The sequence below is a fragment of the Dictyobacter formicarum genome, assembly GCF_016587435.1.
Window position 1 is genome coordinate 11781 of sequence record NZ_BNJJ01000043.1, and the last position, 26230, is coordinate 38010.

The 26230-nt window shown below is 51.5% G+C and carries 24 protein-coding genes and 1 other annotated feature; of the genes, 16 read left to right on the plus strand and 8 right to left on the minus strand.

What is annotated here, in order from left to right:
- Positions 1-2: 2 nt before the first annotated feature.
- Positions 3-1748, minus strand: coding sequence for an adenine deaminase (gene ade, locus JMI88_RS37825; protein WP_201367274.1), 1746 nt, complete (start codon positions 1746-1748; stop codon positions 3-5).
- A gap of 342 nt (positions 1749-2090) precedes the next feature.
- Here ade and JMI88_RS37830 point away from each other — a divergent pair, with 342 nt between their 5' ends.
- Together JMI88_RS37830 and JMI88_RS37835 are read left to right on the plus strand one after the other, a co-directional pair.
- Positions 2091-2363 (plus strand): hypothetical protein, encoded by a 273-nt coding sequence (locus JMI88_RS37830; protein WP_201367275.1) that lies wholly within the window; start codon positions 2091-2093, stop codon positions 2361-2363.
- Positions 2364-2367: 4 nt separating this feature from the next.
- Complete coding sequence (locus JMI88_RS37835; RefSeq protein WP_201367276.1) at positions 2368-3339, plus strand: uroporphyrinogen decarboxylase family protein; 972 nt, start codon at positions 2368-2370, stop codon at positions 3337-3339.
- Between the two features lie 122 nt (positions 3340-3461).
- Here the strand turns inward: JMI88_RS37835 and JMI88_RS37840 are convergent, their stop codons facing one another.
- A complete protein-coding gene (locus tag JMI88_RS37840; protein WP_201367277.1) occupies positions 3462-4883 on the minus strand; it encodes a putrescine aminotransferase in 1422 nt (473 codons plus the stop codon).
- 607 nt (positions 4884-5490) lie between these two features.
- Here JMI88_RS37840 and JMI88_RS37845 point away from each other — a divergent pair.
- A complete protein-coding gene (locus tag JMI88_RS37845) occupies positions 5491-5766 on the plus strand; it encodes a hypothetical protein (RefSeq protein ID WP_201367278.1) in 276 nt (91 codons plus the stop codon).
- 8 nt (positions 5767-5774) lie between these two features.
- Here the strand turns inward: JMI88_RS37845 and argJ are convergent, their stop codons facing one another.
- The 4 genes from argJ to proS are packed head-to-tail and all read right to left on the minus strand — an operon-like array spanning position 5775 to position 10718.
- Complete coding sequence (gene argJ, locus JMI88_RS37850) at positions 5775-6938, minus strand: bifunctional glutamate N-acetyltransferase/amino-acid acetyltransferase ArgJ (protein ID WP_201367279.1); 1164 nt, start codon at positions 6936-6938, stop codon at positions 5775-5777.
- A 36-nt stretch (positions 6939-6974) separates the two neighbouring features.
- Positions 6975-7451 carry a GNAT family N-acetyltransferase gene (locus tag JMI88_RS37855; RefSeq protein WP_201367280.1) on the minus strand — a complete coding sequence of 159 codons (477 nt, stop codon included), beginning with the start codon at positions 7449-7451 and terminating at the stop codon, positions 6975-6977.
- Positions 7452-7502: 51 nt separating this feature from the next.
- Positions 7503-9248, minus strand: a complete 1746-nt coding sequence (locus tag JMI88_RS37860) for a proline--tRNA ligase (protein ID WP_201367281.1) — start codon at positions 9246-9248, stop codon at positions 7503-7505.
- Positions 9249-9266: 18 nt separating this feature from the next.
- Positions 9267-10718, minus strand: coding sequence for a proline--tRNA ligase (gene proS / locus JMI88_RS37865; protein ID WP_201367282.1), 1452 nt, complete (start codon positions 10716-10718; stop codon positions 9267-9269).
- Between the two features lie 47 nt (positions 10719-10765).
- Positions 10766-11008: a binding site (T-box leader), on the minus strand.
- Between the two features lie 129 nt (positions 11009-11137).
- Between proS and JMI88_RS37870 the strand changes: the two genes are divergently transcribed.
- Positions 11138-11605 (plus strand): cupin domain-containing protein, encoded by a 468-nt coding sequence (locus JMI88_RS37870; RefSeq protein ID WP_236023242.1) that lies wholly within the window; start codon positions 11138-11140, stop codon positions 11603-11605.
- Between the two features lie 20 nt (positions 11606-11625).
- Here the strand turns inward: JMI88_RS37870 and JMI88_RS37875 are convergent, their stop codons facing one another.
- Positions 11626-11943 (minus strand): winged helix-turn-helix transcriptional regulator, encoded by a 318-nt coding sequence (locus JMI88_RS37875; protein ID WP_201367283.1) that lies wholly within the window; start codon positions 11941-11943, stop codon positions 11626-11628.
- A gap of 168 nt (positions 11944-12111) precedes the next feature.
- On the opposite strand from JMI88_RS37875, the gene JMI88_RS37880 reads away from it, so the two are divergent.
- Together JMI88_RS37880 and JMI88_RS37885 are read left to right on the plus strand one after the other, a co-directional pair.
- Entirely contained in the window at positions 12112-12750 is a 639-nt protein-coding gene (locus JMI88_RS37880) for a class I SAM-dependent methyltransferase (protein WP_201367284.1), read from the plus strand.
- A 357-nt stretch (positions 12751-13107) separates the two neighbouring features.
- On the plus strand, positions 13108-13485 hold the full coding sequence (locus JMI88_RS37885) for a cupredoxin domain-containing protein (protein WP_201367285.1): 378 nt from the start codon (positions 13108-13110) through the stop codon (positions 13483-13485).
- 95 nt (positions 13486-13580) lie between these two features.
- Here the strand turns inward: JMI88_RS37885 and JMI88_RS37890 are convergent, their stop codons facing one another.
- A complete protein-coding gene (locus JMI88_RS37890; RefSeq protein WP_201367286.1) occupies positions 13581-15407 on the minus strand; it encodes a S53 family peptidase in 1827 nt (608 codons plus the stop codon).
- Between the two features lie 546 nt (positions 15408-15953).
- Between JMI88_RS37890 and JMI88_RS37895 the strand changes: the two genes are divergently transcribed.
- The 10 genes from JMI88_RS37895 to JMI88_RS37940 form a co-directional block, all read left to right on the plus strand.
- Positions 15954-16964, plus strand: coding sequence for an ABC transporter ATP-binding protein (locus JMI88_RS37895; protein WP_201367287.1), 1011 nt, complete (start codon positions 15954-15956; stop codon positions 16962-16964).
- Positions 16965-16997: 33 nt separating this feature from the next.
- On the plus strand, positions 16998-17660 hold the full coding sequence (locus tag JMI88_RS37900) for an ABC transporter permease (protein ID WP_201367288.1): 663 nt from the start codon (positions 16998-17000) through the stop codon (positions 17658-17660).
- A gap of 9 nt (positions 17661-17669) precedes the next feature.
- A complete protein-coding gene (locus tag JMI88_RS37905) occupies positions 17670-18323 on the plus strand; it encodes an ABC transporter permease (protein ID WP_201367289.1) in 654 nt (217 codons plus the stop codon).
- 95 nt (positions 18324-18418) lie between these two features.
- Complete coding sequence (locus tag JMI88_RS37910; protein ID WP_201367290.1) at positions 18419-19390, plus strand: glycine betaine ABC transporter substrate-binding protein; 972 nt, start codon at positions 18419-18421, stop codon at positions 19388-19390.
- Positions 19391-19763: 373 nt separating this feature from the next.
- Entirely contained in the window at positions 19764-20672 is a 909-nt protein-coding gene (locus tag JMI88_RS37915) for an LLM class F420-dependent oxidoreductase (protein WP_201367291.1), read from the plus strand.
- A 27-nt stretch (positions 20673-20699) separates the two neighbouring features.
- A complete protein-coding gene (locus JMI88_RS37920) occupies positions 20700-21146 on the plus strand; it encodes a TIGR03668 family PPOX class F420-dependent oxidoreductase (RefSeq protein WP_201367292.1) in 447 nt (148 codons plus the stop codon).
- A 152-nt stretch (positions 21147-21298) separates the two neighbouring features.
- On the plus strand, positions 21299-22090 hold the full coding sequence (locus JMI88_RS37925) for an RNA ligase family protein (RefSeq protein WP_201367293.1): 792 nt from the start codon (positions 21299-21301) through the stop codon (positions 22088-22090).
- Between the two features lie 117 nt (positions 22091-22207).
- On the plus strand, positions 22208-23386 hold the full coding sequence (locus tag JMI88_RS37930; RefSeq protein ID WP_236023243.1) for an AAA family ATPase: 1179 nt from the start codon (positions 22208-22210) through the stop codon (positions 23384-23386).
- A 220-nt stretch (positions 23387-23606) separates the two neighbouring features.
- On the plus strand, positions 23607-25313 hold the full coding sequence (locus tag JMI88_RS37935) for an ABC transporter substrate-binding protein (protein WP_201367294.1): 1707 nt from the start codon (positions 23607-23609) through the stop codon (positions 25311-25313).
- 63 nt (positions 25314-25376) lie between these two features.
- A partial coding sequence (locus JMI88_RS37940; protein ID WP_201367295.1) for an ABC transporter permease occupies positions 25377-26230 on the plus strand: 854 nt, incomplete at its 3' end.

The following is a 26230-nucleotide window of genomic DNA, read 5'->3' on the forward strand; positions in this document are numbered from 1 at the left end:
CATTACCTTTGTAGAGGGATACGAGTGAATGTTTCAACGTCAATTAAACCTTGATCCGTCAGCTTGAGTGACGGGATAACTGAAAGTGAGAGAAAGCTGAGAGTCATGCAGGGATGTTCTAACGAACAGCCAAGCTCAGCAGCCACTGCGTCCAATGCGCGTAGTTGCTCGACCACTTCAGCGGCTGGTAGCGGCGAGACCAGGCCACCGATCGGTAGCGGCACGCTTGCTCTTACCTGACCATCTACGACGCAGACGAAGCCTCCGCCCATCTCTTCCAGTGCGTACGCCGCCTGCAAAATATCACTATCACTCGCGCCCGCAATTACTATATTGTGAGCATCGTGAGCAACACTTGAGGCAATGGCACCCTTCTGCAGACCAAAACCTTTGACGAGTCCAAGCCCGACACGTCCACTGGCGTGGTGTCGCTCAATCACCACCAGTTTCAACAGGTCACGTGCAGGATCAGCCACAAGCTCACCTACGCGCAACGGTGCTTCCTCCTGGAGGTGCCTGGTGGTGATCTGTCCCGGCTCGATACCAATAACCTCTACCAGTCCGGGCTTTCCTGCCATGTAGAGATCAGCCTCGGTCACGTTGCCAATATGGACAGTGCCCGTGACGCCAGCAATACTCGCAGCGTCCTGCACAATCTCAGTAATCAATTGACCGTCCTGAGCAACCAGCACACCGTTTTTATAGACTTCAGCCACCTTGAAGGTCTTCAAATCATCCAGCACGACCAGGTCTGCCAGATAACCTGGAGCAATGGCGCCCCGGTTCTGTAAACCAAAATATTGGGCGGTATTATATGAGGCGAGCCGAATCGCTTCCACCGGCTCTAAGCCTAACTCAATGGCACGCCGTACCATCGAGTCGATGTGTCCGCGCGTCATAATATCCAGCGGATCACGATCATCCGTGACAAAAAATACTCTGGGCGGATGCAGTTCTTGCACAATTGGCAACAGGGCATCCAGATTCTGGGCGGCCGAACCTTCGCGTATCATCAACCATAATCCCAGTCGGATACGTTGCCGTGCCTCCTCGGCCATCGTACATTCATGATCAGACTGGATACCGGCAACCGCGTAAGCGTTCAGGTCGTGACCACTGACGCCAGGGGCATGGCCATCAACAACCAGGCGCTGCTGGCGTGTAGCCTCGATCTTAGCCAGCACCTGGGGATCGGCCGAAAGCACGCCCGGGACATTCATCATTTCAGCCAATCCCAGGACCTGCTCCTCTTCTAACAGTTGTAAAAGATCCTCGGCCAACAATGTTCGATACGGGCTCTCAAAACTTGACGCGGGAACGCAGGATGAAAGCATCACATAAGAGGTGAGCGGCAGGCCTCGACCCGATTCCAGCACATAGCGAATGCCGTCCAGACCCAGCACATTCGCGAACTCATGTGGGTCCAACATCACTGAAGTTACGCCGCGTGGCACAACCTGCCGTGCAAATTCGGCCAGGGTTAACATAGTGCTTTCAATATGCATATGACCATCGATCAAAGCGGGAGCCAGCCAGCGCCCCTGTAAATCGCGCACCTCGCGCGCGGTAAGGGTCGGGAGCGATCCAGCCTGATGGGGCATAACACTGATAACGATATCATCCACAATTGCGACATCGGCCTGATAATACTCACCGCTACAAACATTCACCAGTTGAGCATTGCGTAGCAATAGATCCGCCGGTTCCTCGCCACGTGCCACCCGAATACGCCTTCGCAATTCATCCATTAAAATCCTCGCTTCTGCCTCAAAAAACTGCTTTAGAAAATCCCAATTCTGGTTACTGTGTCCGTTCCACTATCCCCACACGCTACAATAAATTCTATTGATTTGTAGCCTCTTGCTATCGAACTCAGTAGCAGATTTTAACACATAGATGTACTTTTTCTATAATTTCTATTGATCTGATAACCATTATGGGTGTCCTCAGGTACCAGATTACGCGCCAGGGACATCACAAAATACCGGTTGGCAGCCACAAATTAATCCTTCATGCCCTTTCTAACGTATACTTGTATAGCAAACGATTGAGAGCATCGCTGTGCATACACACAACGAAAGGAAACCTCGATGGAAAATAGTAATTCTGTTGGTAGCGCAATCATGAAGATTGTGGCCTTAACCGGGGGCGCGATCGCAGGTGCCATGATTGCCAACTGGTGCGATAAGGTATTAACCAATATGATCCATGAGCGCTCCGAGTTTGATAAGTCGCGTTACTCACAGGGGCTGGCCTCAAAGGAGTTCTCCGGTCACGGAAAGCGCTTGCCAAATACTGAACCACGGATCATTCGCATCGAGCACACAAATTATCAGGAATATCCAGGGGAAGGAGACCTATAATACAATGCTTACGACGATGACCCCCGCGGAACGGGTACACGCCGCTTTGCGGGGAGAGCCTGTTGATCGGGTTCCCTTGTGCTTCTGGCACCATTTCCAGCCTCAGGGATCAGGTGAACGGCTAGCGGCAGTGACATTTGAATTTTTTAAGAGCAAGTTTGATCTGGACATCGTTAAGATTATGCCAGATCTGCCTTATCCAGAGCCTGAGGAAGCACCAAGCGATGTCACTCAATTCCAGTTTTTACCTCACCTGGATCTGGAGACGCCAGCATTTAAAGAACAGTTGCTCTGCATTCGTAGCCTGCGTCAGCAATTAGGACCAGATTATCCGCTCATCCTGACCCTATTTAGCCCGTTGACCTATCTTTTCAATTTTATGGGGAAGCACTTTAGCGGAAAACAACGGGTAATTGAGGGGGCTCGCCGGCACCCTGCTGAGGTGGAGAAGGGGCTGGCCACGATAGCCGCCAATCTACAAAACTTGATGCGGGCCGCGATAGAAGCAGGTGCAAGTGGTATCTTCTTTTCATGTATGGGTGCAACCAGTGCTGACTTTACACCTGAAGAATATCGGCGCTTTGGTCGTCCATATGATCTGGAGGCCCTTAAAGGAGCGCAGGCCGGCTGGCTCAATATCGTCCATATTCATGCTGATCCCAGCCAGGATGGCGACCAGATTTACTTTGATCAATTCACCGACTACCCGGTTTCCGTGCTCAGCTGGAGTGATCGCCTGACGGGTCCTGACCTGAGCGAAGCCATGGGATTGACGGATAAATGCTTGATGGGTGGATTATGGGAACGAGGTCCTTTAACCCACGGCAGCGAGACAGAGATTGAGAATGAGATACTCGGGGCAATCGCTCAAACCCAGGGGCGGCGCCATATCCTTGCCAATGGCTGTTCGATTCCAGATGATGTGTCTGAAAAACCTTTACACATTGCCCGCAGAATGCTTGATCAGTTGCGCTAAGCTCATCGTCCGTAGGTTCGGGCCTTGCGCCCGATTTGCTTCCTTGATGAACGACACCGCCCCCTCTCCAAGTACGGGGGCGCGTTGCTTCCCATAGTTATGGGAAGCAACAAACACCTCTCTCAGGCGACTACATGGTCTTGAGTAGAATGGGGAAGTGTAACCAGGGGTAGTTCTGCACCCGGTCCAGAGACAGAGGCATGCAAGCCTTGAATGGTATCTTCCAGCCGATTCAGTACGGTGTCGATCTCATCCCTGGTCATCACCAGGGGTGGCTCAACACGAATAACGCGTGAGTTATTCAAGGTACCAGAGATCAAGACGCCACGCTTAAACAGGCCCGAGGCAATCTCATAACCGATATCATCATTCACAAAATGTTGTCCTATCAATAGTCCCTTGCCGGTAATAGCGGTGTAGATATCAGGATGGCGGGCCGCGATGCTGCGTAATTGTTGCATGAAGTACTCGCCCTTCTCAGCCGCCTGCTCGGTTAGATTCTCTTCAAGCGTGACGTTAATGGCGGCGATAGCGGCGGCACAGGCCAGTGGATTGCCCCCGGTCGTTGAGGTATGAATAAAAGGATTGCTGTTGAAAACGCTCCAAATTTTAGGGGTGGCCATGAAAGCTCCAACGGGCATGACCCCACCACCAAGCGCTTTGGCCGCCGTAATAATGTCGGGCGCCACATCCCAGTGCTCAACCCCCCACAACTTACCTGTGCGTCCCAATCCGGTCTGTACTTCGTCAGCTATCAACAGCACCTCGTATTCATCACACAGCTGGCGTAAACGGGGCCAGAAACCGTCTGGAGGCACGATGGCGCCGGCTTCACCCTGGATCGGCTCCATGACAACAGCTGCAATATCATTACCGACCTCGCGCGCGATACGCAACTGTTGCTCAACCGCATCAGCATCGCCGAAGGGAACGTGGTAGATATTGTTGTGGAGCGGCATCGCCGGACGACGGAAGACGGATTTTCCGGTCAGGGAGAGGGAACCAGTTGTCTTACCATGGAAACCACGCACAGCCGCAATAAAACCGCTCTTGCGCGTGTATAGCTTCGCTATCTTCATCGCACCTTCAACCGCCTCAGTACCACTGGCCACAAAGAAACTATATTGAATATCGCCAGGGGTAATCTCAGCCAGCAGATGGGCCAGCATACCACGCAAAGGGTCCAGTAATTCTTGAGTTGGCAAAGGGCTTTTTTGTAGCTGTGCTTGCACGGCCCCAATGACCTTAGGATGTGCCCAGCCCAGATTAAACAGGCCAAAGCCACCCAGGCAGTCTATATACTCCTTACCCATCACATCTCTGAAAGTCGCACCACGCCCTGTCCACTCAACGGAAGCAAAATCACCTGCCTCAGCCACAGATTTGCGGTATTCGATAAAACCACTATTATAATATTTGGCAAAATTCTCAACTGTGGTCTCGATCAGCCACTCAGCCTCGCTCTTACCGAGTTGAGTTTTGTGGACAACGTCCAGATAGCGTTGGGAGTCATTAAGGGCCTTTAGTAAACCATCGGAACTCATAAAAATCCTTTCCGGCAATGCGGCGTAAGAGAACTATTCCACCGCCGATCCGCATACATCGGCAGCACATTGACGCTTGAGCATAAAGCAAGCTAGCAGTGCCTGTGGATATAGTGATACCCATCCCTATGGATAGGTGCCATGAGATTACCCACTAACGAGTATTAACTCATCTAATGAGCGGCAACTCATAGGAAGCAGGCAAAAAAAGAGCAGTTTGATCCTACAATACTTACCCACACTAACCGTATAAAACAATACAATGAACAGGTAAACAGGTAGGGAAAACGGAATGAAGGCAGCATGTCAAGATCGCAAAAGTGCGCTGACATAAGGGGGAGGGAAGCTCAGGGGTAACAGGTGGACAGGTGGAAGCCACGAAATACATAGAATTTCGGGATGTACCGACCTTTTTGTGTGCCTGGAATCAGTGTTTCTTTCATAGGACACCATTCTTTAATGTTATGCCTGGTGAAATTTCTTCCTTTCCAGTATAGCTGACAAGCTGAAATAAAGCAAGCTCTTTATAATAAATGGGTGTCATTCTTTTTTTGCAAAGGGAAACGCGACAAGAAAAAAGAACGTGCCATCGTCGTAGGTGCCGGGCTTGTCCCGGCTTGGAGCCCGCGCCAGCGTGGCGACCCCGTCCCTTCACGATTCGGCTTCTCGTGGAAGAACACCTCGGCCTGTGATACCCCATGGCGGATCGCGCGTTTGGTGGAACATGCGCGCCCGGGCACAGGGCCGCTTCGCGGCAAGCCGGGACAAGCCCGGCATCTACGATAGCCTCTTATCCCTTCTTGTCGCGTTTCCTTTGTGGGCACCCTTTATCCTGCCAGGGGATGCGCTTGGCGTGTGGCAAGCGCGTGCTGGCTTGCTTTAAGGATGTATTTATGTAGTATATTCGCCGTTGATGCGTACGTATTCATAGGAGAGGTCGCAACCCCAGACGGTGGCGCGCTCGGTGCCAGTGTGCAGGGAGACGCGAATAACAACTTCCGATTCCTTGAGATAGGCTTCTAGCTGGGGCAGATTATCCTGTCCCAGGGCCTGGCCGTCGTAAACCACGAGGTCCCCAAAAGCAATCCTGATCTTTTCCGGCTGGATGTCAGTATATTCATAGCATTTGCCAATCGCCATCGCGACGCGGCCCCAGTTGGGATCGGTCCCGAAAATGGCCGTTTTGACAAGCGGCGAATTAACGATCGATTTGGCTACCCGCTTGGCCTGCTCAAATGAGGCAGCATCCTCGACGGTGACTTCGAGTAACTTGGTGGCCCCTTCTCCGTCACGGGCGATGTCCTTAGCTAGCTCGATAGCCATTTCTTGCAGGGCACGCTTGAAATCGGCGATGGGCACTTCACCAGCCATGCCATTGGCCATGATGGCTACGGTGTCGCTGGTACTGGTATCGGTATCCACGCTGACCATATTAAAGGAGTGATTGACAACCTCGTGCAAGCATTGCTTGAGCTGGTCGGCGGAAATGGCCGCATCGGTCACAAAGTAGGCCAGCATGGTGGCCATGTCTGGCTCGATCATCCCAACCCCTTTGCACATACCTACCAGTACGGCATCGCCGATCTTACTGGCCCGCATCTTGGGTCGCGTATCCGTGGTCATGATAGCATGGGCCGAAATATGGAGCTGCCCCTCGCGCAATTCAGAACGAATACCATGTACGCCGCTGCGCAGCTTATCCATGGGCAGCTGCCAGCCAATGACACCGGTCGAGGAGGGGAGAATGTCTTCTGACTGGATGTCCAGTTCCTCGGCAACCAGGCGCACGACTTCACGAATGTTGGCCAGGCCCTGCTCGCCGGTGGCGACATTGGCATTCTTGCTGTTAATGACAAATGCTTGCAGTTGTCCATTGGCGACATGCTCACGGCCTACGGTAATGGCGGCCCCACAAAAGCGACTCTGGGTAAACATGGCAGCAGCTGCTGCTGGCACATCAGAGGCGATAACAGTAAAATCAAGCGTGGTATCCCGAATGCCTATGTTTTTCGCACATGAGCGGAAACCTTGCGGATAGAAAGGGAGTGATTGCATGGGCACCTTTCCTCTCATTTAGGGTATTTCTCGCTGCTACAGGGTTGTAGCAGGTAGGGTGAGGGAGAAGAAAGCGGCGTCGCCTAGTTCTTCCCAGCCGTGCTTGGTGTAAAATTGGCGCGCATATGATTCGCGAATGCGGCGATTCATGAGTAGTAGACGTGTACATCCACGTCGACGCGCCTGCTCTTCTATGGTGGCGAGGAGCTGGCTTCCTATTCCGTGTCCCGTCTGGTTGGGATGGATGAACAGTTCTGAGACGTAGCCGTCACTGCCACGCATCAGGTGGAAGTACCAGTGGACCGCGATATAGCCCACAACCTGGCCTTGCTGTTCCGCCACTAAAATGGTGTGTGTCTGTTCGCTTTCTAAACGGGCAAACCACTCTTCGATCTGCGCCTGTGTTTCAGCAAACGTTTGTTGCTGGATATGTTCTGACCAACCTAACGCTCGCAAGATAGTAGTAATAGCGCTACTATCTTGCAGGCGTGCTTCACGAATGGTAATTTCCATTTGTGATCGTTCCTCAATAATGTCAATGCCAGCGCGAATATGTCAGGCAAGTTACAAATTATTTAGACCGGCCGCGATTTCTTGTTGAATAACCTGGACAGCATCAACAAGAGGAACAATGCGACTCTCTTTCTGGCTGCGCAGTTTGAGCTCGATGCCACCATTCTTCAATGAGCGTTTGCTGACCACTGCTCGTAGGGGCAGGCCCATCAGATCGGAATCATTGAACTTGACGCCTGCGCTCTCGGCGCGATCGTCAAAAAGCACTTCTACGCCGGCGGCCTGCAAGTCCCGGTAGAGTTGTTCCGCGATCTGTCTATTCTCACCTTTGTCGAGGTCTAAGCCAACCAGAGCAAGGTGATAAGGAGCCATACCGAAGGACCAGATGATGCCTTTCTCGTCGTGGCTCTGCTCAACGGCGATGGCCATGACGCGTCCAAGGCCGATGCCGTAGCAACCCATTAATAGGGGTTGCTCGCTGCCCTGGGCGTCCAGGAAGGTGGAGCCAAAGGGCACGCTGTACCTGGTGCCAAGCTTGAAGATGTGTCCCAGTTCGCTACCATGCACAACATGCAGGCTGCCGCCACAGTGAACACATTGCGCGCCCTCATAGGCCGAGGCGATATCTTCCCAGGCATCAACCCGAAAATCGCGCGGATAATTGATGTTCTTTATATGATAGTCGACACGGTTGGCCCCTCCAACAAAGTTGTTGCCGGTTTTGAGCGAGGTGTCGGCCAGAATAAAGATGTCTGGACTCTTACCAATCGGTGAGGTGAAGCCTGCCACAATGCCCGCTTGCTGTAACTCCTCGGGAGTAGCCATATGCAGGTCGGTGGTATCGATACCGGCCCGGCGCAGGGCGTTGATGAGTTTGACCTCGTTCACCTCAAGGTCACCTCGTACCGAACCCAGAATCAGTCTCCCGCCCGAACTGTATAAGACTGCTTTCATGGTCTGGGCAGTCGGAATGTGCAGGAAATCGGCCAGGTCATTAATAGTGGTGCAGCCAGGTGTGAAGACCTCTTCCAGGTCGGCCTCGGGCTGGCGAGCCAGCTCGCTGCGCACAAATTCAGCCTTCTCGGTATTAGCCGCGTAGCCGCAGTTGGAACATTGTACCGCGTCATCTTCACCCGCATCGGTCAGGGCAATAAATTCCTGCGAATCTTTGCCCCCGATGGCGCCGCTATCGGCCTCGATGACAATGAAGCGCAGGCCACAGCGGGTGAAGATAGCCTGGTAGGCCTCACGGATAGTGCGATAGCTTTTATCCATAGCCGCCTCGTCGGCGTCAAAGCTATAGAGGTCTTTCATTAAGAACTCGCGGGTACGCAGCAGACCACCGCGGGGCCGTGGCTCATCGCGCAACTTGACCTGGATCTGGTAGATCAACTGTGGCAGATCCCGGTAGCTGCGCACAAACTCTTTGGCCAGTAGGGTCACGACCTCTTCATGCGTTGGACCCAGCACCATGTCGCGGCCTTTACGATCTTTGAGCTGGAAGAGGATATCGACACCTTCCGCACGCGAGGGGCCACCATCGGCTGGCTTGACCTCCCAGATATCTCTAGGCTGGATTACGGGCATTATCACTTCCTGTCCGCCAGCTCGATTCATCTCTTCTCGTATAATGGTCGCAATCTTCTGCAAGACCCGGTTGCCCAGGGGCAGGAAGCTATAGACGCCAGAGGTCAGCTGGCGTACAAAGCCAGCTCGCACCAATAGTTCCTGATTGATCCCCTCGGCCTCGCGTGGGGCTTCACGCAAAGTGGTGGTTAGTAGCTGCGAAATCCGCATAATTACTCCTGGATGAGACTAGTAGGCACGCGCGAAAATGGCTTCGCAGGTGGCTGGCTTGCCGGTGTAGATACACTTACCCTGCACACCACCTTCTGGCTGGTCAAATGGAATGACGCGCAACGTTGCCTTGGTCTCTTCTTTAATCGCCAGTTCGGCCGCGCTATCCTCAGCCCACTTCACACGCACAAAACCACGCTTCTCAGCGATGATCTGTTTAAACTCGTCATAGCTATCGGTGCTATAGGTATTCTGCTCACGGAACTCCAGCGCACGCTGGAAGAGGGCCCGCTGAACCTCTTCTAACAGCTCAGGCAGGCGCTGCTCTAATGCCTCGACTGAGACAGACTCTTTGACGCGATTGTCACGCCGTACCAGCATCACGTTGTTGTTCTGAACGTCGCGTGGACCGATCTCCATGCGTACAGGGACGCCACGCATTTCCCATTCGTTGTATTTCCAACCCGGCGTATTCTCGCTGCGATCAACTTTGACGCGCACCTTCCCTTTGAGCATCTTCTCTACCCGATTGACCAGCTCATTGACGGCGTCTTTTTCTTTCTCTTTGCGCCAGATTGGCACGATCACAACCTGGTATGGAGCCAGGCGCGGTGGCAGGATCAGGCCCGACTTATCGCCATGGACCATGATCAGGCCGCCAATCATGCGGGTGCTCATGCCCCAGCTGGTGGTATGGCAATATTTGCGCTGACTATCGGCGTCCAGGAACTGAATATCAAAGCCACGTGCAAAGTTGTCGCCCAGGTTATGGCTGGTGGCTGACTGCAGGGCCTTGCCATCACCCATCATGGCCTCGATCGAATAGGTACGTAAAGCGCCAGCGAATTTCTCGTTCTCGCTTTTGCGGCCAGCAATGACCGGGATAGCAGCATCTTCTTCGGCGATAGCACGATAAACATCAAGCATCAAGCGGGTACGCTCTTCGGCCTCTTCTGCCGTACGATGGGCGGTATGGCCCTCCTGCCACAAAAACTCTGATGTACGCAGGAACAGCGCGGTACGCTTTTCCCAGCGCATAACGTTGGCCCACTGGTTGATAAGCAGCGGCAGATCACGATAGCTCTGAATCCATTTGGAGAAACTATTGCCAATAATCGTCTCACTGGTTGGGCGAATAGCCAGTGGCTCCTCCAGCTCCTCGCCGCCGCCACGCGTAACCCAGGCCACCTCAGGCGCAAACCCCTCAACGTGTTCAGCTTCTTTCTGCAAAAAGCTCTGTGGAATCAGCAAAGGAAAGTACGCATTCTGCACATCAGTCTCTTTGAAGCGTGCATCCACCCGCTGCTGCAAATTCTCCCATAGCGCATAGCCATATGGACGAATAATCATACAGCCACGGACCGGCGCATAATCGGCCAACTCAGCCTTCCGCACCACCTGGTTGTACCACATCGAAAAATTATCGTCTTGATCGACAATATCCTCTACAAATTTTTCATCGTTGACCATATAAGGTCCCTTTCTCTCTACAAACGAGCATAAAAAAACCCGTCCTCTCAAAGGACGAGCATATAACCCGTGGTACCACCTCTTTTGAGCTGTCATTGATAGCACAAAACAGCTCCACTCATGCGGTCAACTGTGAACCGCGCCTTCTGATAACGGCGAAGGGGTCCCGGTCAGGTTTTTTATACCGACGCTCTCAGGTGGGTTCAATGCAGGTTCATCGACCGACTTGCACTATCTCGGCTCGCTGTGCAATCCCCATAGCATTTACTGGTCCTGGTCAGCGCGTTAAGGTTGTTCTTTTTAATTAAGCAAAGCATACACCATCCCTCAAGGTGTGTCAAGCAACTAACTTCACTTGACGCCCCGTCGTTCCGGTGCTATAATCCTGCGTCCGTCTCATTCAGGAAAGGAGCAGATTCATGAGTTCTGATAATCTGGAGCAAATGCAGTCAACCAGTTCGGCAGCAGGCGTGCGCGTGATTAAACCTTCCCAATTTGATAGCAACACTCCCCAGACGCCCGGCATGCAGCGTGTGGCAGCCGTCTCACGTGAGCTGGCTGGCTCAAAAGGGATCTGGGCAGGCATCACCAACGTTGGGCCCCATGTTGCCAGCGGTAAACATCACCACGGCGAACTAGAGACCGTCATCTACGTTGTCTCAGGACAGGCACAGATTCGCTGGGGAGAACAACTAGAATTTTCCGCCGATGTGGAACCGGGCGATTTCATCTATGTGCCACCCTTCGTGCCACACCAGGAGCTTAATCCCGGCAGTGAACCATCCCAATGGGTTATCGTGCGCAACTCGCAGGAACCAATCGTGGTCAACCTGGAACCAACCTCCCCATCTCAACAACAAGCCAACGATACCACCCATGGCTCATAATCTGACAAAGTCTTCAGTCCTTAAAATTCGAGGTGCATTCGCTCGCCCCATGCATTGAGCTGACGAAGAAAGGGCTCGGAACTGCGCCCCAGGTCAGTCAGTGAATATTCAACCTTTGGGGGCACCTGCTCGTACACCTGCCGGTGGATCCACCCCATTTGCTCTAAGTCTCGCAATTGCAAGGTAAGCATCTGCCGACTGGCTTCTGGTATCAGGCGCTGCAGTTCACCAAAGCGCCTGGTTCCGCTGAGCAAATGATAGCAGATCTGCAGCTTCAATCTCCCTCCAACAGTGATGATGCCTGCCGGACACCTGGTAGCTTTTTTTGGGTGGATCATCTGATTTCCTCCTTAGAGGAGAACTCGCGCTCTCCTTAGTCAAAATATTTTGCGTACTTGTTTGCTTTCCCGTGATCAGCTACATTCATTGTATCTAATGATATACGAGAAAAGATACGAAATGTTCTGTTTTTTCGTTTCTCTTCCAATTTGATCAGGAGCAAAAAGATGCATAGCCACGAGACAAGGAAACATGCGCAAGTACGTCACTTGAGCCACTTAAATTTTATATTTACTGGTTGGGGAAGTCGCGTCTATGAACAGACAATGGTCCGCCTGACCAGACCACTATATCAACGGGTCATCGAAGATCTGGCCTCGCTTCAGCTCTATGAAGGGAAGGTGCTAGATGTAGGAACAGGGCCGGGCGTGTTAGCCAGAGACATTGCCCACTCCTTTCCCCGACTTCAGGTCTATGGGATCGATCTGTCAACGGATATGATCCGATTGGCGCGTGAAAGGACCAGACAAGAGCAAATAAAGGAGCGCGTCCAGTTCGATATTGGCGATGTGAGGCAGTTGCCGTATCCCGATCACAGCTTTGATGTGGTGGTCTCAACGATCAGTCTGCACCACTGGCAAGAACTTGAGCAACCCTTGCGAGAACTCTATCGTGTGTTGCAACCCGGTGGACGGGTGTGGATCTACGATGCCCGCTTTATCAAAACAGAGGTGGTAGAGAAGGCGCAGGCCAGCACGTCCTTTGCTGGAACGCCGATGGAACATCAGCTGGTAAGAACGGGCAAGTGGCCATTCGCGATCTATAGACGGTTTGCATTGCAAAAAGAACGTCAAACGGATATTTAATATAAAATCATTCTTGCTTCTTTTTAGAGCGTGTAGCTTGGCAATATCAATGTGAAATGCATTTTTTAGAGAATTTGTGAAGAGGAAGCATCAAGAACCCCAAAATACCATTGTTTCGAGGTTCTTGATGCTTTGGTTGGGCTTTTACCTACGTAATTTACCGTATATGAAAATCAGGTAGCTTTTTGATGTGGCTGAACCTATAATAGGGGGCGGTGATACCCATACCCTATATAATTACTATCGATAGATAAGGATACTCTATCTTCCTGATATGTATGTAACCGTGCGCGACATCGAGCGCAACAGAGAAGATAGACCATCATCCTTACCACCTTCAGGAGCAACTAACCGGCAATGAAAAAATTGTTTGGCGCATTTATATTATGTAGTCTCTTCGCAGTATTCATCTCTGCCTGCGCGGTCGGTGGCAATACCGCGACTGGCCCGAATCCTGTCCATATGGATAGCACCAGCTTTACCAAGCTCTCAATCACAATCAAAAAGGGCGAGAGCGTCACCTTGATTAATGATGAGGCCCCCCCTCACATTATTGCTAACGGCACCTGGAATGATAGTACACCTAAACCAGCCACCGAGGCTGGCGCACCTAAAACTAATATCCAGGTTGATGGTTTCGGCAGCGGCAAAGTAGGACCGTTTAATACGGCTGGTACCTTCCAGCTCTATTGTACGGTTCATCCAGGCATGAAAATGACGGTGGTCGTGAAATAAAACAAAACAAAAATAAGCTCAGATGCAGAACAAAAGCTCCCGACCTCATAAGAAGTTGGGAGCTTTTGTTGGTATGCAGACAAGCCTCTGCAATCTCAGGATTGAGCGTTGGTGGCCGGAGATTGCGCCGGTGTGGCGGTCGGCTGCGGCGTGTCCGTAGGCGTTGCGACGACGGTTGGAGCGGGATCTGGTGGGTTGCCTCCGGTAGTTGGGATGCCATTGATGCCATCGCGGGCAATATTATATACGTCGGGCGATCCCAGGCCCGTAGCCAGATCATAGTTGGGTCCAGCCATATAGTGCAGATTGTTGCCGCTGGTGACATCATGGAATGGCGCATAGGTTTGCTGGCTATTGGCGAGCTGGTAGAGCATAGGATTGACCCAGCCGACGCGCTGCTGACCATGCTGCTGCAGGAAATCGTTGACCAGGGCCGTGCTGCCAGCCCACAGGGGCGCGGCCGCGCTAGTTCCTCCCACGGTCACGTCGCCCGATGAGGGACAGCCAGAGGCGGAAACCGTACAATAGACCGCGTAGCCAGAGGCGGGATCGGCGTCGGCCGCTACATCCGGCACCTCGCGCATACCGTTGCTATACTGGTTGTTAACGCCAGGCCCCACCTGCCAGTCAGGTTTACTGAAGGTGTTGCTGAGACCACCACCGCCACCGGCTCCATTGGGACTGCGCTGGGTATCAGTCGGACTGCTCCAGGCAGACTCGCTGCCATAGGTGCCTCCGTTGGCCAGCTGCAGGTTGGTGCCTCCTACACTGGTTACGTAGGGATCACTGGCAGGCGAATCAACAGCCAGATTCTGATCATTACAATCATACGCGCCTGAATCGCCCGATGCCGCAAAGATCGAGATGCCTTGCGCTGCCGCCTGCTTGAAGATGCCATCCAGGGTCTGCAACTCGGCCGCTCCCGACTGCGTTTCGCATTCGCCCCAGCTCACAGATATGATCTGGGCCTGATTATCGGTGACGATACGGTTATAGGTGTCATTGACGCCCTGCGTCGAATTGGGGCCCTCATAGACCAGCTGTTGAGCCTGTGGGGCAATCTCATTAATGACTTCAATATCAAGCTCAACTTCAATCGCGCCAGCACCGGCCGAGCCATTAGCACTATCCACCAGCACGTTGGTCAGGTTGGGCTGGCTGAGATGGTGCTCGACAGCAAACTGGCTGATATCAGCTGGCTGATAACCATCTAATTCAAACACAGCCACGGTCTGGCCTTTTCCCTGTACTCCCTCCTGGTACAGAGGATTGATATCATAAGCGCCTGCCAGCTCAGTCTGGGCGTAACCAGCGCGAGGAGTTGGAACCAGATGGGACAACGGATGCAACTGGACGCTGTCATCCAGTCCTCCTATTGAGAGAATGATCTCAGATAGGGCAGAAGGTATCGAAGGCGCATTAACATTAGCATAGAAACTACGGGAGCCAAGCTGATACTTCTGAACCTGAACCCGAAAGGCCGCTTCAGCCTGGGCAACAGTGCCATGAGCATTAACCAGTAATCCATTGGATGACACGCCATCCACCGTCAGACCTTGATTATGCAGATAATCAACTACTTGCTGGCGCTGCTCTAACGTTGGACTAAACTGGTCCGCAAATTGTTGTGGAGTCAAAAAATGATGATACTGGGCAGAATGGGGATCGGATAGGTTGTATAACAATTGTAACAATACATCTTGATGCTGCAGGCGCAGTCCGATTGAAAGATTGAGCGTCTGCCCGGCATCGATATCTCCGGTTTTTTTTGCGTGCTTCAGTAGCGGCACTGTTTGTCCCACCATTGGAACACGCTGATCAGCCTGGGCATGGACCGCAACCGATACTCCGGCAATAGCTATTCCTAATACCACAGCAGCCACCACCCACAACCAGAACATTTGCATTAGACGATGTTTCATTCATTTCTCCCACAAGGAAACAAACATTACACTACATTGCTACAAATTACGTCTATGGGTACAAGCCACTGGATAAAAAGAAGTATATGTGGCTACTCGTGAGAGTAAACGCGATTTTAGCCAGGCCTGGAGGTTTTGGGGTAAAGTCAACCAAAAAGGCTAGTAATCTGCTGAGTTTTACCGTAAAATGAACAAGTAACTGTTGTTACTTGTTCATTTTACGGGGATAGTGGTCTGTCAATCGAAGATTGAGAGGCAGCCGCCTGCGGCGGGTGGAGAGAAGACCAGGGCACAACCCTGGAACCCGGCCAGGGGATTGCATCCCTTGCACCCCTGCCTTTCCCATGTACTTTGACAGTCTACTAGATGGGATCGATCGTGATATGGTCGATATATACATAGAAGCGAGACGATTCATGCTAGCTCTTCGTATCATAAATGATAACCTGAAATTGTTAAGGTAAATTTTGGCGTTCCAGCAAAAAAAGTTGCCATAAAGTATAATAGAAGCTCATTATTTTTATTTTGCGAGAGGAAAACCGCTGCATGACAACCATCGCATTTAATAACATTACCAAACGCTATGAGGGTATGGAGGCCCCAGCAGTTGATGAGGTTACCTTTGTGGTACCCGAAGGAAGCACATGCATGCTGGTGGGCACCTCTGGTTCGGGAAAAACGACATTGTTGCGCATGGTCAATCGCTTGATTGAACCTACGTCGGGAGAAATTCTGCTGGGCGACAAAAATGTGCTACAGGAAGATCCCATCCAGTTACGACGTCGCATTGGTTACGTAATTCAGCAGGTTGGTCTTTTTCCGCATATGACGATTGGGGAAAATATTCGTATTACAGCAGATATTGCCGGTGGCTGGAATAAACAAAAACTTAAGCATCGGGTAGATGAGCTTCTAGAGTTAGTTGGATTGACGCCGTCTGATTATCGTCAGCGCTTCCCGCGCCAGCTCTCTGGCGGTCAGCAGCAGCGTGTGGGCCTGGCTCGTGCCCTGGCCACAGATCCGGCTATCTTATTGATGGATGAGCCATTTGGTGCGCTAGATGCTATTACGCGTGCTCGTATGCAGGATGAACTATTGCGTATTCAACGCGATGTACATAAAACTATCTTATTTGTCTCACATGATATTGAAGAAGCCTTTAAGCTAGGCGATCAGGTTGCGGTTATGTCACAGGGCAAACTTATCCAGATGGGATCGCCCGTTGAATTATTGGCTAAACCAGCCAACGAATTTGTAAGTCAACTGGTAGGAGCTGATAATATCGTACGCCAGCTCCAGTATTTACCTATTAGCAGTACGCTCGATAATCGGCCAGAGGCCGTATCTTCAGCGCATTGGGGAGATGTTCCAGCGATTTCAAATCAGGCAACGTTATTCGAAGCCCTCTTGAAACTCCTCGAAACTAATGCCCCTGCCCTTGCCGCTGAAGATCCCCAGAACCAGGAAAAAACCAGATATGTAACACTTCCCGACATTAATCAGGCGATCACACGTTTGCGCAGCAACGAAGAATCGCGCGCCGAGTCGAGAATTTAACGTGGCCTGTTGTTAATGTATTAAAGGAGTTCTATGAAGTACTTGCTGAGTCCTTATAACTATGATTTGAGTGATCCAACAAGCATTCCATACCTGCTGTTACAGCATCTCTACCTGGTCGGGCTGACGATGTTGATTTCACTGATCATTGCTATTCCAATCGGCATCTATGTGGCGCGCAATCGCTGGCTCTATACACCCGTGATTACCTTTACCGGTGTGCTCTATAGCATTCCGGGAATTGCCCTGCTGGCCTTATTGATCACCATTCCAGCGATTGGTCTGAGCCTGGCTACCATCATGATTCCGCTAGTCGCCTATACCCAGCTGGTACTGATTCGCAATACGGCCGCGGCCGTCAATAATATTGATCCACTGCTCTTAGAGGTGGGGCGGGCCATGGGGATGAATCGCTGGCAGCTACTGCGTCGTGTGACGCTGCCGCTGGCCCTACCGGTCATTATTGCCGGTGTGCGCATTGCCACCGTCACCACGGTTGGCACGGCCTCACTGGCTTCACTGGTGGACCAGGGTGGGCTGGGAGACCTGATCTTTAAAAATCTTACCAGTGGCGATCAGCAAGCTATCATTGCAGGCGCGATCCTCATGAGTTTGTTCGCCGTTGTAGCCGACATCCTGCTGCTGGGCATCCAGGTGCTCCTGAGCCGAGGTCGTAGCGCGACTAGCATCGCATAGGGGGAAGCCATGAGCGATTTATTGAATTTCATTCAAGATCCAGGCAATGCATTTGCCGCGCATTCGATCGCATATTTACAAATTTGCGCTTTCTCCATCTTCTTTGCAATTGTCATTGGAGTAGTACTTGGCGTCGCTGTCTCGCGCAGCGCCATTCTTGCATTTGTAGCGGTCAATCTAAGCGGCCTGATGCGTGCAATCCCCGTAATCGCTTTTTTGATTGCGGCGCTTCCGTACCTGGGAGTAGGCTTTAAGCCAACGGTAACCGCCTTGATTGTGCTGGGCATACCGCCTATCCTGCTCAATACCTATACGGGTATTCGCGGTATTGATGCTTCGATCATCGATGCGGCCCGAGGCATGGGGATGACCCAGTGGCAAATCATCAGTCGCATTCAGACACCATTGGTATTGCCAATTATTGCCGCTGGTATACGTACAGCATCCGTGCAAATCGTAGCCACTGCAACCCTGGCAGCCATCATCGGTGCGGGTGGATATGGAGAATACATTATTGATGGATTGAATAGATTAAATAACGTCTCAATCCTGGCCGGTGCTATTCCGGTAGCGTTGCTGGCCATCATCGTAGAATTATTCATGAGCTGGCTACAGCGCGCTCTGACCCCCCAAGGTCTGCGTGCCCATGCCCAGACAAATTAGCTCTCGCCAGGCACAAACCGCCTGTAATACAGAGCGTGTACAATGTGTCTTGTATCGGCTTTATAGTGTAATTGTTTGATTTTTCAGGAGGAAAAATGCCTTCATTATTCCGCTCATTACGAGCAAAAACTCTTTTTACGCTGGCCTGCGTGCCTCTGTTACTGCTAACCGCCTGTGGCGGCACTGGTGGTAGCACGACAACAGGTGGCAGCAGCAACAGCAATGCCAATATTTCCATCACCGTCGGTGGTAAGCTCGACACAGAGTCCAAACTGCTGACCAAACTATACACCCTGGTGCTCAAAGATGAGGGCTTTAAGGTAAACGAGAAGCCAGCCTTTGGTAACAACACCATCGTTTTCCAGGGCATCAAGAGCGGCGCCATCGATCTGTATCCTGAGTTTACCGCCACCGGTCTGGATGCCTTGAAAAAGACTTCCTCTCTGAATGATCAGCAGGATTACCAGACAGTTAAAGATGGCTTCAAGCAGCAGTTCCAGATCGATTGGCTGGACTATTCGCCACTAAACGACACCTATGCCGTTTGCGCCAAATCTAGCAACTCAATGGGCCTGAAAAACATTTCGGACCTGGCCGCTAAAGCCAAGCAGATCACCTTTGATCTCCCCAGCGATAGCACCTATGTGTTCGACTATCTGAAACCAAAATATGGTTTGACACTGGACAGCTTCAAGGCAGTCCACAAAGTTGACTACACTATTGGATTCAAAGAGGTTGGCGGCGGTCAGTCGGATGCTAACTTCTGCTATTCCAGCGACAATGGCATCAATACGAATAACCTGGTCGCGCTGGATGACGACAAGCATGCCTTCCCGGCTTACCATCCTGCTCCTATCGTTCGCGATAGTGTGCTGCAGAAAGCCCCCGACATTAAGACGGCGTTGAATGCGCTAGCTCCAAAAATCACCACCGCCGTCAGCCTGCAGTTGCAGAAAGATGTCGAGACCAATGTCAATGCGGGTATGTCTCAATCCAAAGCCATCACAGAAGCAGCGACCAATTGGTTGAAGGCCCAGGGCTTCTGTAAGAAGAACGGCTGCCAATAAGCCTTTAAATAAAGCCAGTTTTCTGGCAACAAACGAAGGACCGCCTCCCAGCGCGTACTGAGAGACGGTCCTTCTCTCATGCAAGGGAGAGGTGATGAAAAAACCTGGAGGGTCGTGGTTGCTTACTTCGCAATTGCAAACGTTTAGAAACAAAACGAGAAAGGAATCTCTGGAGAAGTTCAAACAATATGTGTTCTTCATCATCTTAGCCCTTGGTATTCTGCTCCTGGTCAACCCGACCTGATCGCGATACACATAAGTCAGGACAAAAATCAGGCTACAGATCATATCTGGCGGTTGTATACTTATTTAGGGATCATATACAGTAAGTAGTCGATCTGTTTTATAAATTAGCACAACAGAGGAGCGTTGTATGCATTTAGGAGTACAGGTTCCCAGCTTTACCTGGTCACAGGATCAGGGGCTGATTGGGGATACATTTGCCACGATCGCTGAGCGTGCTGAACGCGCAGGACTCTATAGTCTGTGGGTGATGGACCATTTCTTTCAGATCAGCATGGTTGGACCTGCAGAAAATGAGATGCTGGAGGGCTGGAGCGCGCTGGCGTTTGCCGCCGGGCGCACCAACCGTATTAAGCTGGGAACAATGGTGACCGGCATTACCTATCGCCATCCAGGTGTGCTGGTCAAGACCGCCACAACGCTGGATGTGCTCTCACACGGCCGCGCTTATTTTGGCATCGGCGCAGCCTGGAATGAGGAAGAACATAAGGGTCTGGGCGTACCCTTCCCTCCCCTGGCAGAGCGCTTTGAGCGCCTGGAAGAGACCCTGCAAATCGCACACCAGATGTGGGCTGGCGATCAGAAATCTTTCAACGGCTCCCACTATACCCTGGAGCGGCCCCTCAACTCGCCTCAGTCGGTGCAGAAGCCACATCCTCCGATCCTGATTGGTGGTACCGGCGAGAAGAAAACGCTGCGTATGGTGGCCCAATATGGCGATGCCTGCAATCTCTTCGCCCGGATGGGCAAAGAAGAATTGCAGCGCAAACTCAATATCTTGCAGGATCATTGCCAGACTCTCGGCCGTCCCTACACGGATATTGAAAAGACCACTCTGGATACGATCCATCTTACCAGAGACGGACGCAATAATACGCTTTCGCCGAATGCAGCCATTGATCTCTTTGGGAACCTGGCTGAGATGGGTATTGATCAAGCAATCTTCAACATGCCCAATGTGGCCGATCTGGAGCCCTTTGATCTGCTGGCCACACGCATCGTGCCAGAAGTAGAAAAAATCAAAGTAGCTGGTCGCTAATTGTAGCGTAGAAAGGACCGTCGACCCATGGCACCGCGTACGGAATTAAGCTCAGTGGAGAAAGATTTTGTGCTGCGCATGCGCGTGGCGCGCCTGGCGACCTCGGACGAACAGGGAAGCCCGACGCTGGTGCCGGTCTGCTATGCCTTCGATGGAACATACTTTTTTACGCCACTGGATGAGAAACCCAAACGTGTACCTGGATCGCAGTTGCGCCGGGTACACAACATTGAGGCACGTCACGAGGCCAGCCTGCTGATCGATCAGTACAGCGACGATTGGAGTCAACTCGGCTATGTGCAGGTCTACGGCCATGCCAACTTGATCTATCCCACCCATCCCCTCCATACTCCAGCCCTGCTTCTTTTACGAGAGCGCTACAGCCAGTATCGCACCATGGCCCTTGAGCAGGCTCCCTTCATTCAACTCACTCCACGACGCATTCGCTCCTGGGGCCCCGCGCTACAACCATAACTCCTCTCTAGATTTTCCATTCGCGCATTCTTTGCACATACCTCACAATTACCTCACAGGAGGCAATTTGCCTATTGACAGTTCAAATGTATTGATGCAAGATAATAAAGCTTATTGGCCAGAAAGTTGTATTTGGAGGATAAGGAAAAGTTATGTCAGCTATTTACAAATATCCTCGCACACCCCATATTGAAGGTTCTGGCATTCAAGATGGCGACGAAGATCTGTCTATCTTGCCGTTTCGTGAGCTGCTTGGGAAGCAACTGGTGGTGGAGGAGAAAGTTGACGGAGCGAATAGTGCCCTGAGTTGCGATGAAACGGGACAATTGCTCTTGCAGAGTCGTGGCCACTATCTGACTGGTGGGCCGCGCGAAGCCCAGTTTCAGCTGTTTAAAACCTGGGCCTATAGTTATAGTGCTGATTTCCAGCGCGTGCTGGCTGATCGCTATATTCTCTATGGCGAATGGCTCTACGCCAAACATACCGTCTTCTATACCGACCTCCCACACTATTTTCTGGAGTTTGATATTTATGATAAAAGCACAGCTACATTTCTAAGTACTGAACGGCGACAAGTCTTTTTAAAGCAGCTCCCATTTGTGGTTTCGGTCAGAGTACTCTATCAGGGCCAGCTACAAAAGTTACAGCAGCTACAGGCGCTGCTGACACGCTCTCCTTATATTGCTGATAATCATTTAGAGCGCCTGCGCACGCTGTGTGAGGAAAAACAACTGCGTAGCGAGCAGGCCCTTAGAGAGACCGATCCCAGCAACCGGATGGAAGGTCTCTACATTAAAGTTGAAGATGATGGTTGTGTGCAGGAACGCTGGAAATACGTGCGCAACAGCTTTAAGCAGGCCATCCAGAACTCAGACACACATTGGATGAATCGCCCACTCATCCCTAATCTTCTGCGGCAGGGAGCCTCCCTGTTTTCAAACTAAGCACTATACAGAAAATGTGCAGCCAGAGAATACAGGATAATTATGTCCTTTTTAAGGCTACGATGTGAATAGCTCTATCTTTCTTAATGACGCAGATAATATAGCGCGAGGTACTCGATGATACATACGCCATATATGCAGCCACCAGTTCAATTAGATACGGCTCTCTTCCCGTTTTGCCCAGAACCAGCCGGACAGTGGAATCTGGACTGGGAGGCCCTGCAACAACAGTTTTCGTGGCTACAAGCAATGGCCGGAGTGCCACAATATCCAGCCTATCATGCCGAGGGCGATGTGCTGATACATACCCATATGGTTACGGACGCCCTGGTCCAGCATGAACAGTGGCGCTCATTGCCGACAGATGAGCGGCAGCTGTTGTTTGCCGCCGCACTCTTACACGATGTTGGCAAACCAGCTTGCACTAAGATTGAGCCAGATGGCATGATCAGTTCACGTGGTCACGCACGTCGGGGAGAATTTATCACGCGACGTATCCTCTGGACCGGCGCCGAGCTGGTTACACCAGTGTCTTTTGCCCAACGTGAATATATTGCCCGCCTGGTACGCCTGCATGGTCTGCCGCTGCAATTCTTGAATCGGACCAGTCCAGAGAAGGCGGTCATTGAAGCCAGCCAGAGCGTGCGACTGGATCACCTGGCATTGTTAGCAGAAGCCGATGTACGCGGCCGCATCTGTGCTGATCAGGTAGAATTACTGGAGCGCGTCGAGCTCTTCCGACTACTGTGTCAGGAGCAAGCATGCTATATGGCGCCACGGACCTTTGCATCGGATTATAGCCGCTTTGTATATCTTCACAGTACACAGGGTTATCCTGATTACGCCGCCTATGACGATACCAGCTTTGAAGTTGTGCTGTTATCAGGCTTACCAGGGGTCGGTAAAGATTACTGGCTACAGCGCCACTACACTACCTGGCCCGTCATCTCATTGGATGCCATTCGGAAAGAACTGAAAGTTACCGCGTTGGGCGATCAGGGCCACGTAGTACAACTGGCACGCGAACGAGCACGGGGATATATGCGTCAGAAACAATCCTTTGTCTGGAATGCCACTAATACCACCCGCTTATTGCGCCAGCAACTAACCGATTTTTTTATCTCTTATAAAGCTCGTGTCCATATCGTATATTTAGAGGCCCCTTATGACGTCATAATAAAGAGAAACAATGAAAGGAGTGCCAGTATACCTGTAGCTATTATTAATAAGCTTTTAGACAAATTGGAGGTGCCCGATATTACAGAGGCGCACCAGGTTGAGTGGATTAACAACTAGCTAGAAAGGAGCATACCTGCCAGCCACTTTCTTAATAAACAGCACATCATAGATGTGAAGAAGAATATTCCAACATGTAGCCCTATCGTGACGAGAGTTGAGGACAGGTTATTTCCCACAACAATCTCGGAAAAACAGGCATCAGTATTGTCGCTGCCAATCACACCTATTTTGCAGCGAGCCTGACCGTCTGACGATTCGTATCTTCGAGGAGTTAAACATGTTCGCGAACATCCGACACCGCTATCGGCTCACAACACTCATTCTTTCTGGCGTGACGATATTGACGCTGCTCTTGAGCGCCTGTACGCCAGCTGGCACAGCGAATAAGCCATCCCAGAGCAACAATACCAACGTTACCAATGGTGGAACCTGGATCGATGACCTCGTGAATGAGCCAGATTCGTTTATTCCAAATGCAACGGTACAGACCTTTGCCCAGATGGTGATGCAGGCCCTGTATGCGCCGCTGTTCATTGGTGATGCTCAGGGCCAGATTCATCCTGCCCTGGCAACGCGCATACCCACGGTAGCCAATAGCGATATCAGCCAGGATCAAAAGACCTGGACCTTCCACCTGCGCCCCAATCTAGTCTGGTCCGATGGGCAACCCCTGAATGCCGATGATGTTCTATTTACCTGGCAACTCTGGAAAAATCCCAAGTTTGCCGCCTCTAATACAAACGTCATCAATCATATTCAGTCAGCTGAAGTCTCATCAGACAAGCTATCGATTACATTCCATCTAAAAGATGCCTTTGCTCCATTTTTGACCGCCTGGACCGATGGCGGCTTTGCTCCACTTCCCAAGCATCACTTTGCAAGTATTCCGCCAGACCAGATTAAGAAGTCCGCGGATAATCGCTCGCCCAGCGTGGTCAGTGGACCATTTATGATGTCGGAAAGCAAGCCCGGTGACCACTATACCGTTGTGCGTAACCCCAAATACTATCGAGCCGCCGAACATCTACCACACCTGGATAAAATCATTTTCCGCGCGGTTGGCAATCAGGCGACAATCCTGGAGGACCTGAAATCGGGGGCAATCGATTCGGCATGGTTCCTGGATGCATCAAAGATTCCTGCTTATAAAAAGCTCAGTAATTATCAGTTGATTCAAACGACCTCGGCGGGCTATGAAGCGATCCACTTCAATGAAAACAATCCGGCCTTAAAGGATGTCAATGTACGACAGGCCGTTGCCATGGCTGTGGACCGCCAGCAGTTGATTCAGGTCGCACGCCAGGGGTCGGCCCAGCCCATCTGTACAGACCATAGCGCAGCTTACAAACCCGGCTATCAGGAAGATGCTAAATGTCCCGAGTTTAACATTGATGCCGCCAATAAGCTGCTGGATAATGCGGGTTGGAAGCTAGGACCAGATAAGGTCCGACAGAAAAATGGCTTGCGCCTGGAATTTCAATATTCTACGACTGCCAATAATGCCTGGCGCGAAGAGGATGAGACGATCATCCAATCAACGCTCCAGAAGATTGGCATCAAAATTGATATTCACAATTATCCAGCCTCAACCTTCTTCAGCACCTTCTTACAAGGCGGTAAACCAGGCACCTATGACATGGCAGAGTGGACCAGTAGCTATAACTATGATGCCAACGACGCCTCCAACTATGGTTGTGACCAGGTCGGCAAGTCCAACTTTAACTGGTACTGTAATCCAGCAATGGATGCCCTGTTTACCAAAGAACAGCAGACTACCGATCCCAATGCACGCCAGCAGGTGTTCAACCAGATTCACGATATCCTGTTGAAGGATTTCCCTACCGTTACCCTGTTTAGTGCCAATGACCTTTCCGTCGCGATCAATGGTACCCACAACTACAAACCAGGTCCATTTGTGGCCTCTGAGACGGTCAACATAATGGATTGGTGGTGTGATAACGGGACGTGTCCCGCGAAGGGCTAGCAGAGTCGAAGGTTGGGGCGTCACTCCCCCAACCTTCGTACCCTCGATGGAAGGATAATGTCTATGGGGCAATACTTAATACGGCGGCTGCTACAGGCCATTCCTCTGTTAATTTTTACCTCGATCTTGATGTTCTTGCTGATCCATGCCATACCAGGTGGGCCAGAGGCCGTATATGATAATCCTAATCTGGATGCGGCGGGTCGGCAGGCTTTGCGCGCCAGTTTTGGTCTCAACGACCCGCTGCCGGTGCAATACTTGAAATGGGTGGGCAACGCGTTACATGGCAACTTCGGCAACTCGCTCTACACCAGCCAGCCGGTCAGCGACGTGCTGACCCAGCGCTTTCCAGCCACGCTGGAACTGTTTATCTGCGCCTTTATACTTTCGCTGCTGCTAACGGTTCTCCTGGGTACCGTTTCAGCCGCCTACCAGGGAAAATCGCTGGACTATACAATTACGACCCTGGCTTATTTTGGGATCTCAATGCCGATTTTTTTACTTGGACTGATCATGCAGGACGTGTTCGCCTCCACCCTGAACTGGCTGCCACCCTCGGGAACGGCGACCCTGGGTTATACGTTTAGTCCGTTCAATGCGTTTCTGGATCATCTGATGCACCTGGCGATGCCGGTGGTGGTGCTGGCCGTCACCTTTACCGCGCGCTGGAGCCGCTATCTGCGAACCAGCATGATCGATGTGTCCAGGCAGGACTATATGCGTACCGGACGAGCTAAAGGTGTGGCTCCGGGGAGGTTGTTGCTGCGACACGCGCTGCGCAACGCCGTCATTCCCTTAATTACGATCGTGGCCATTGATTTTGGCTCGGTCGCGGGTGGGGCCGCAATCACCGAGGGCGTATTTGCCTGGCCAGGCATGGGACAACTCTTTATTGATTCGCTTAATAGACGCGATTA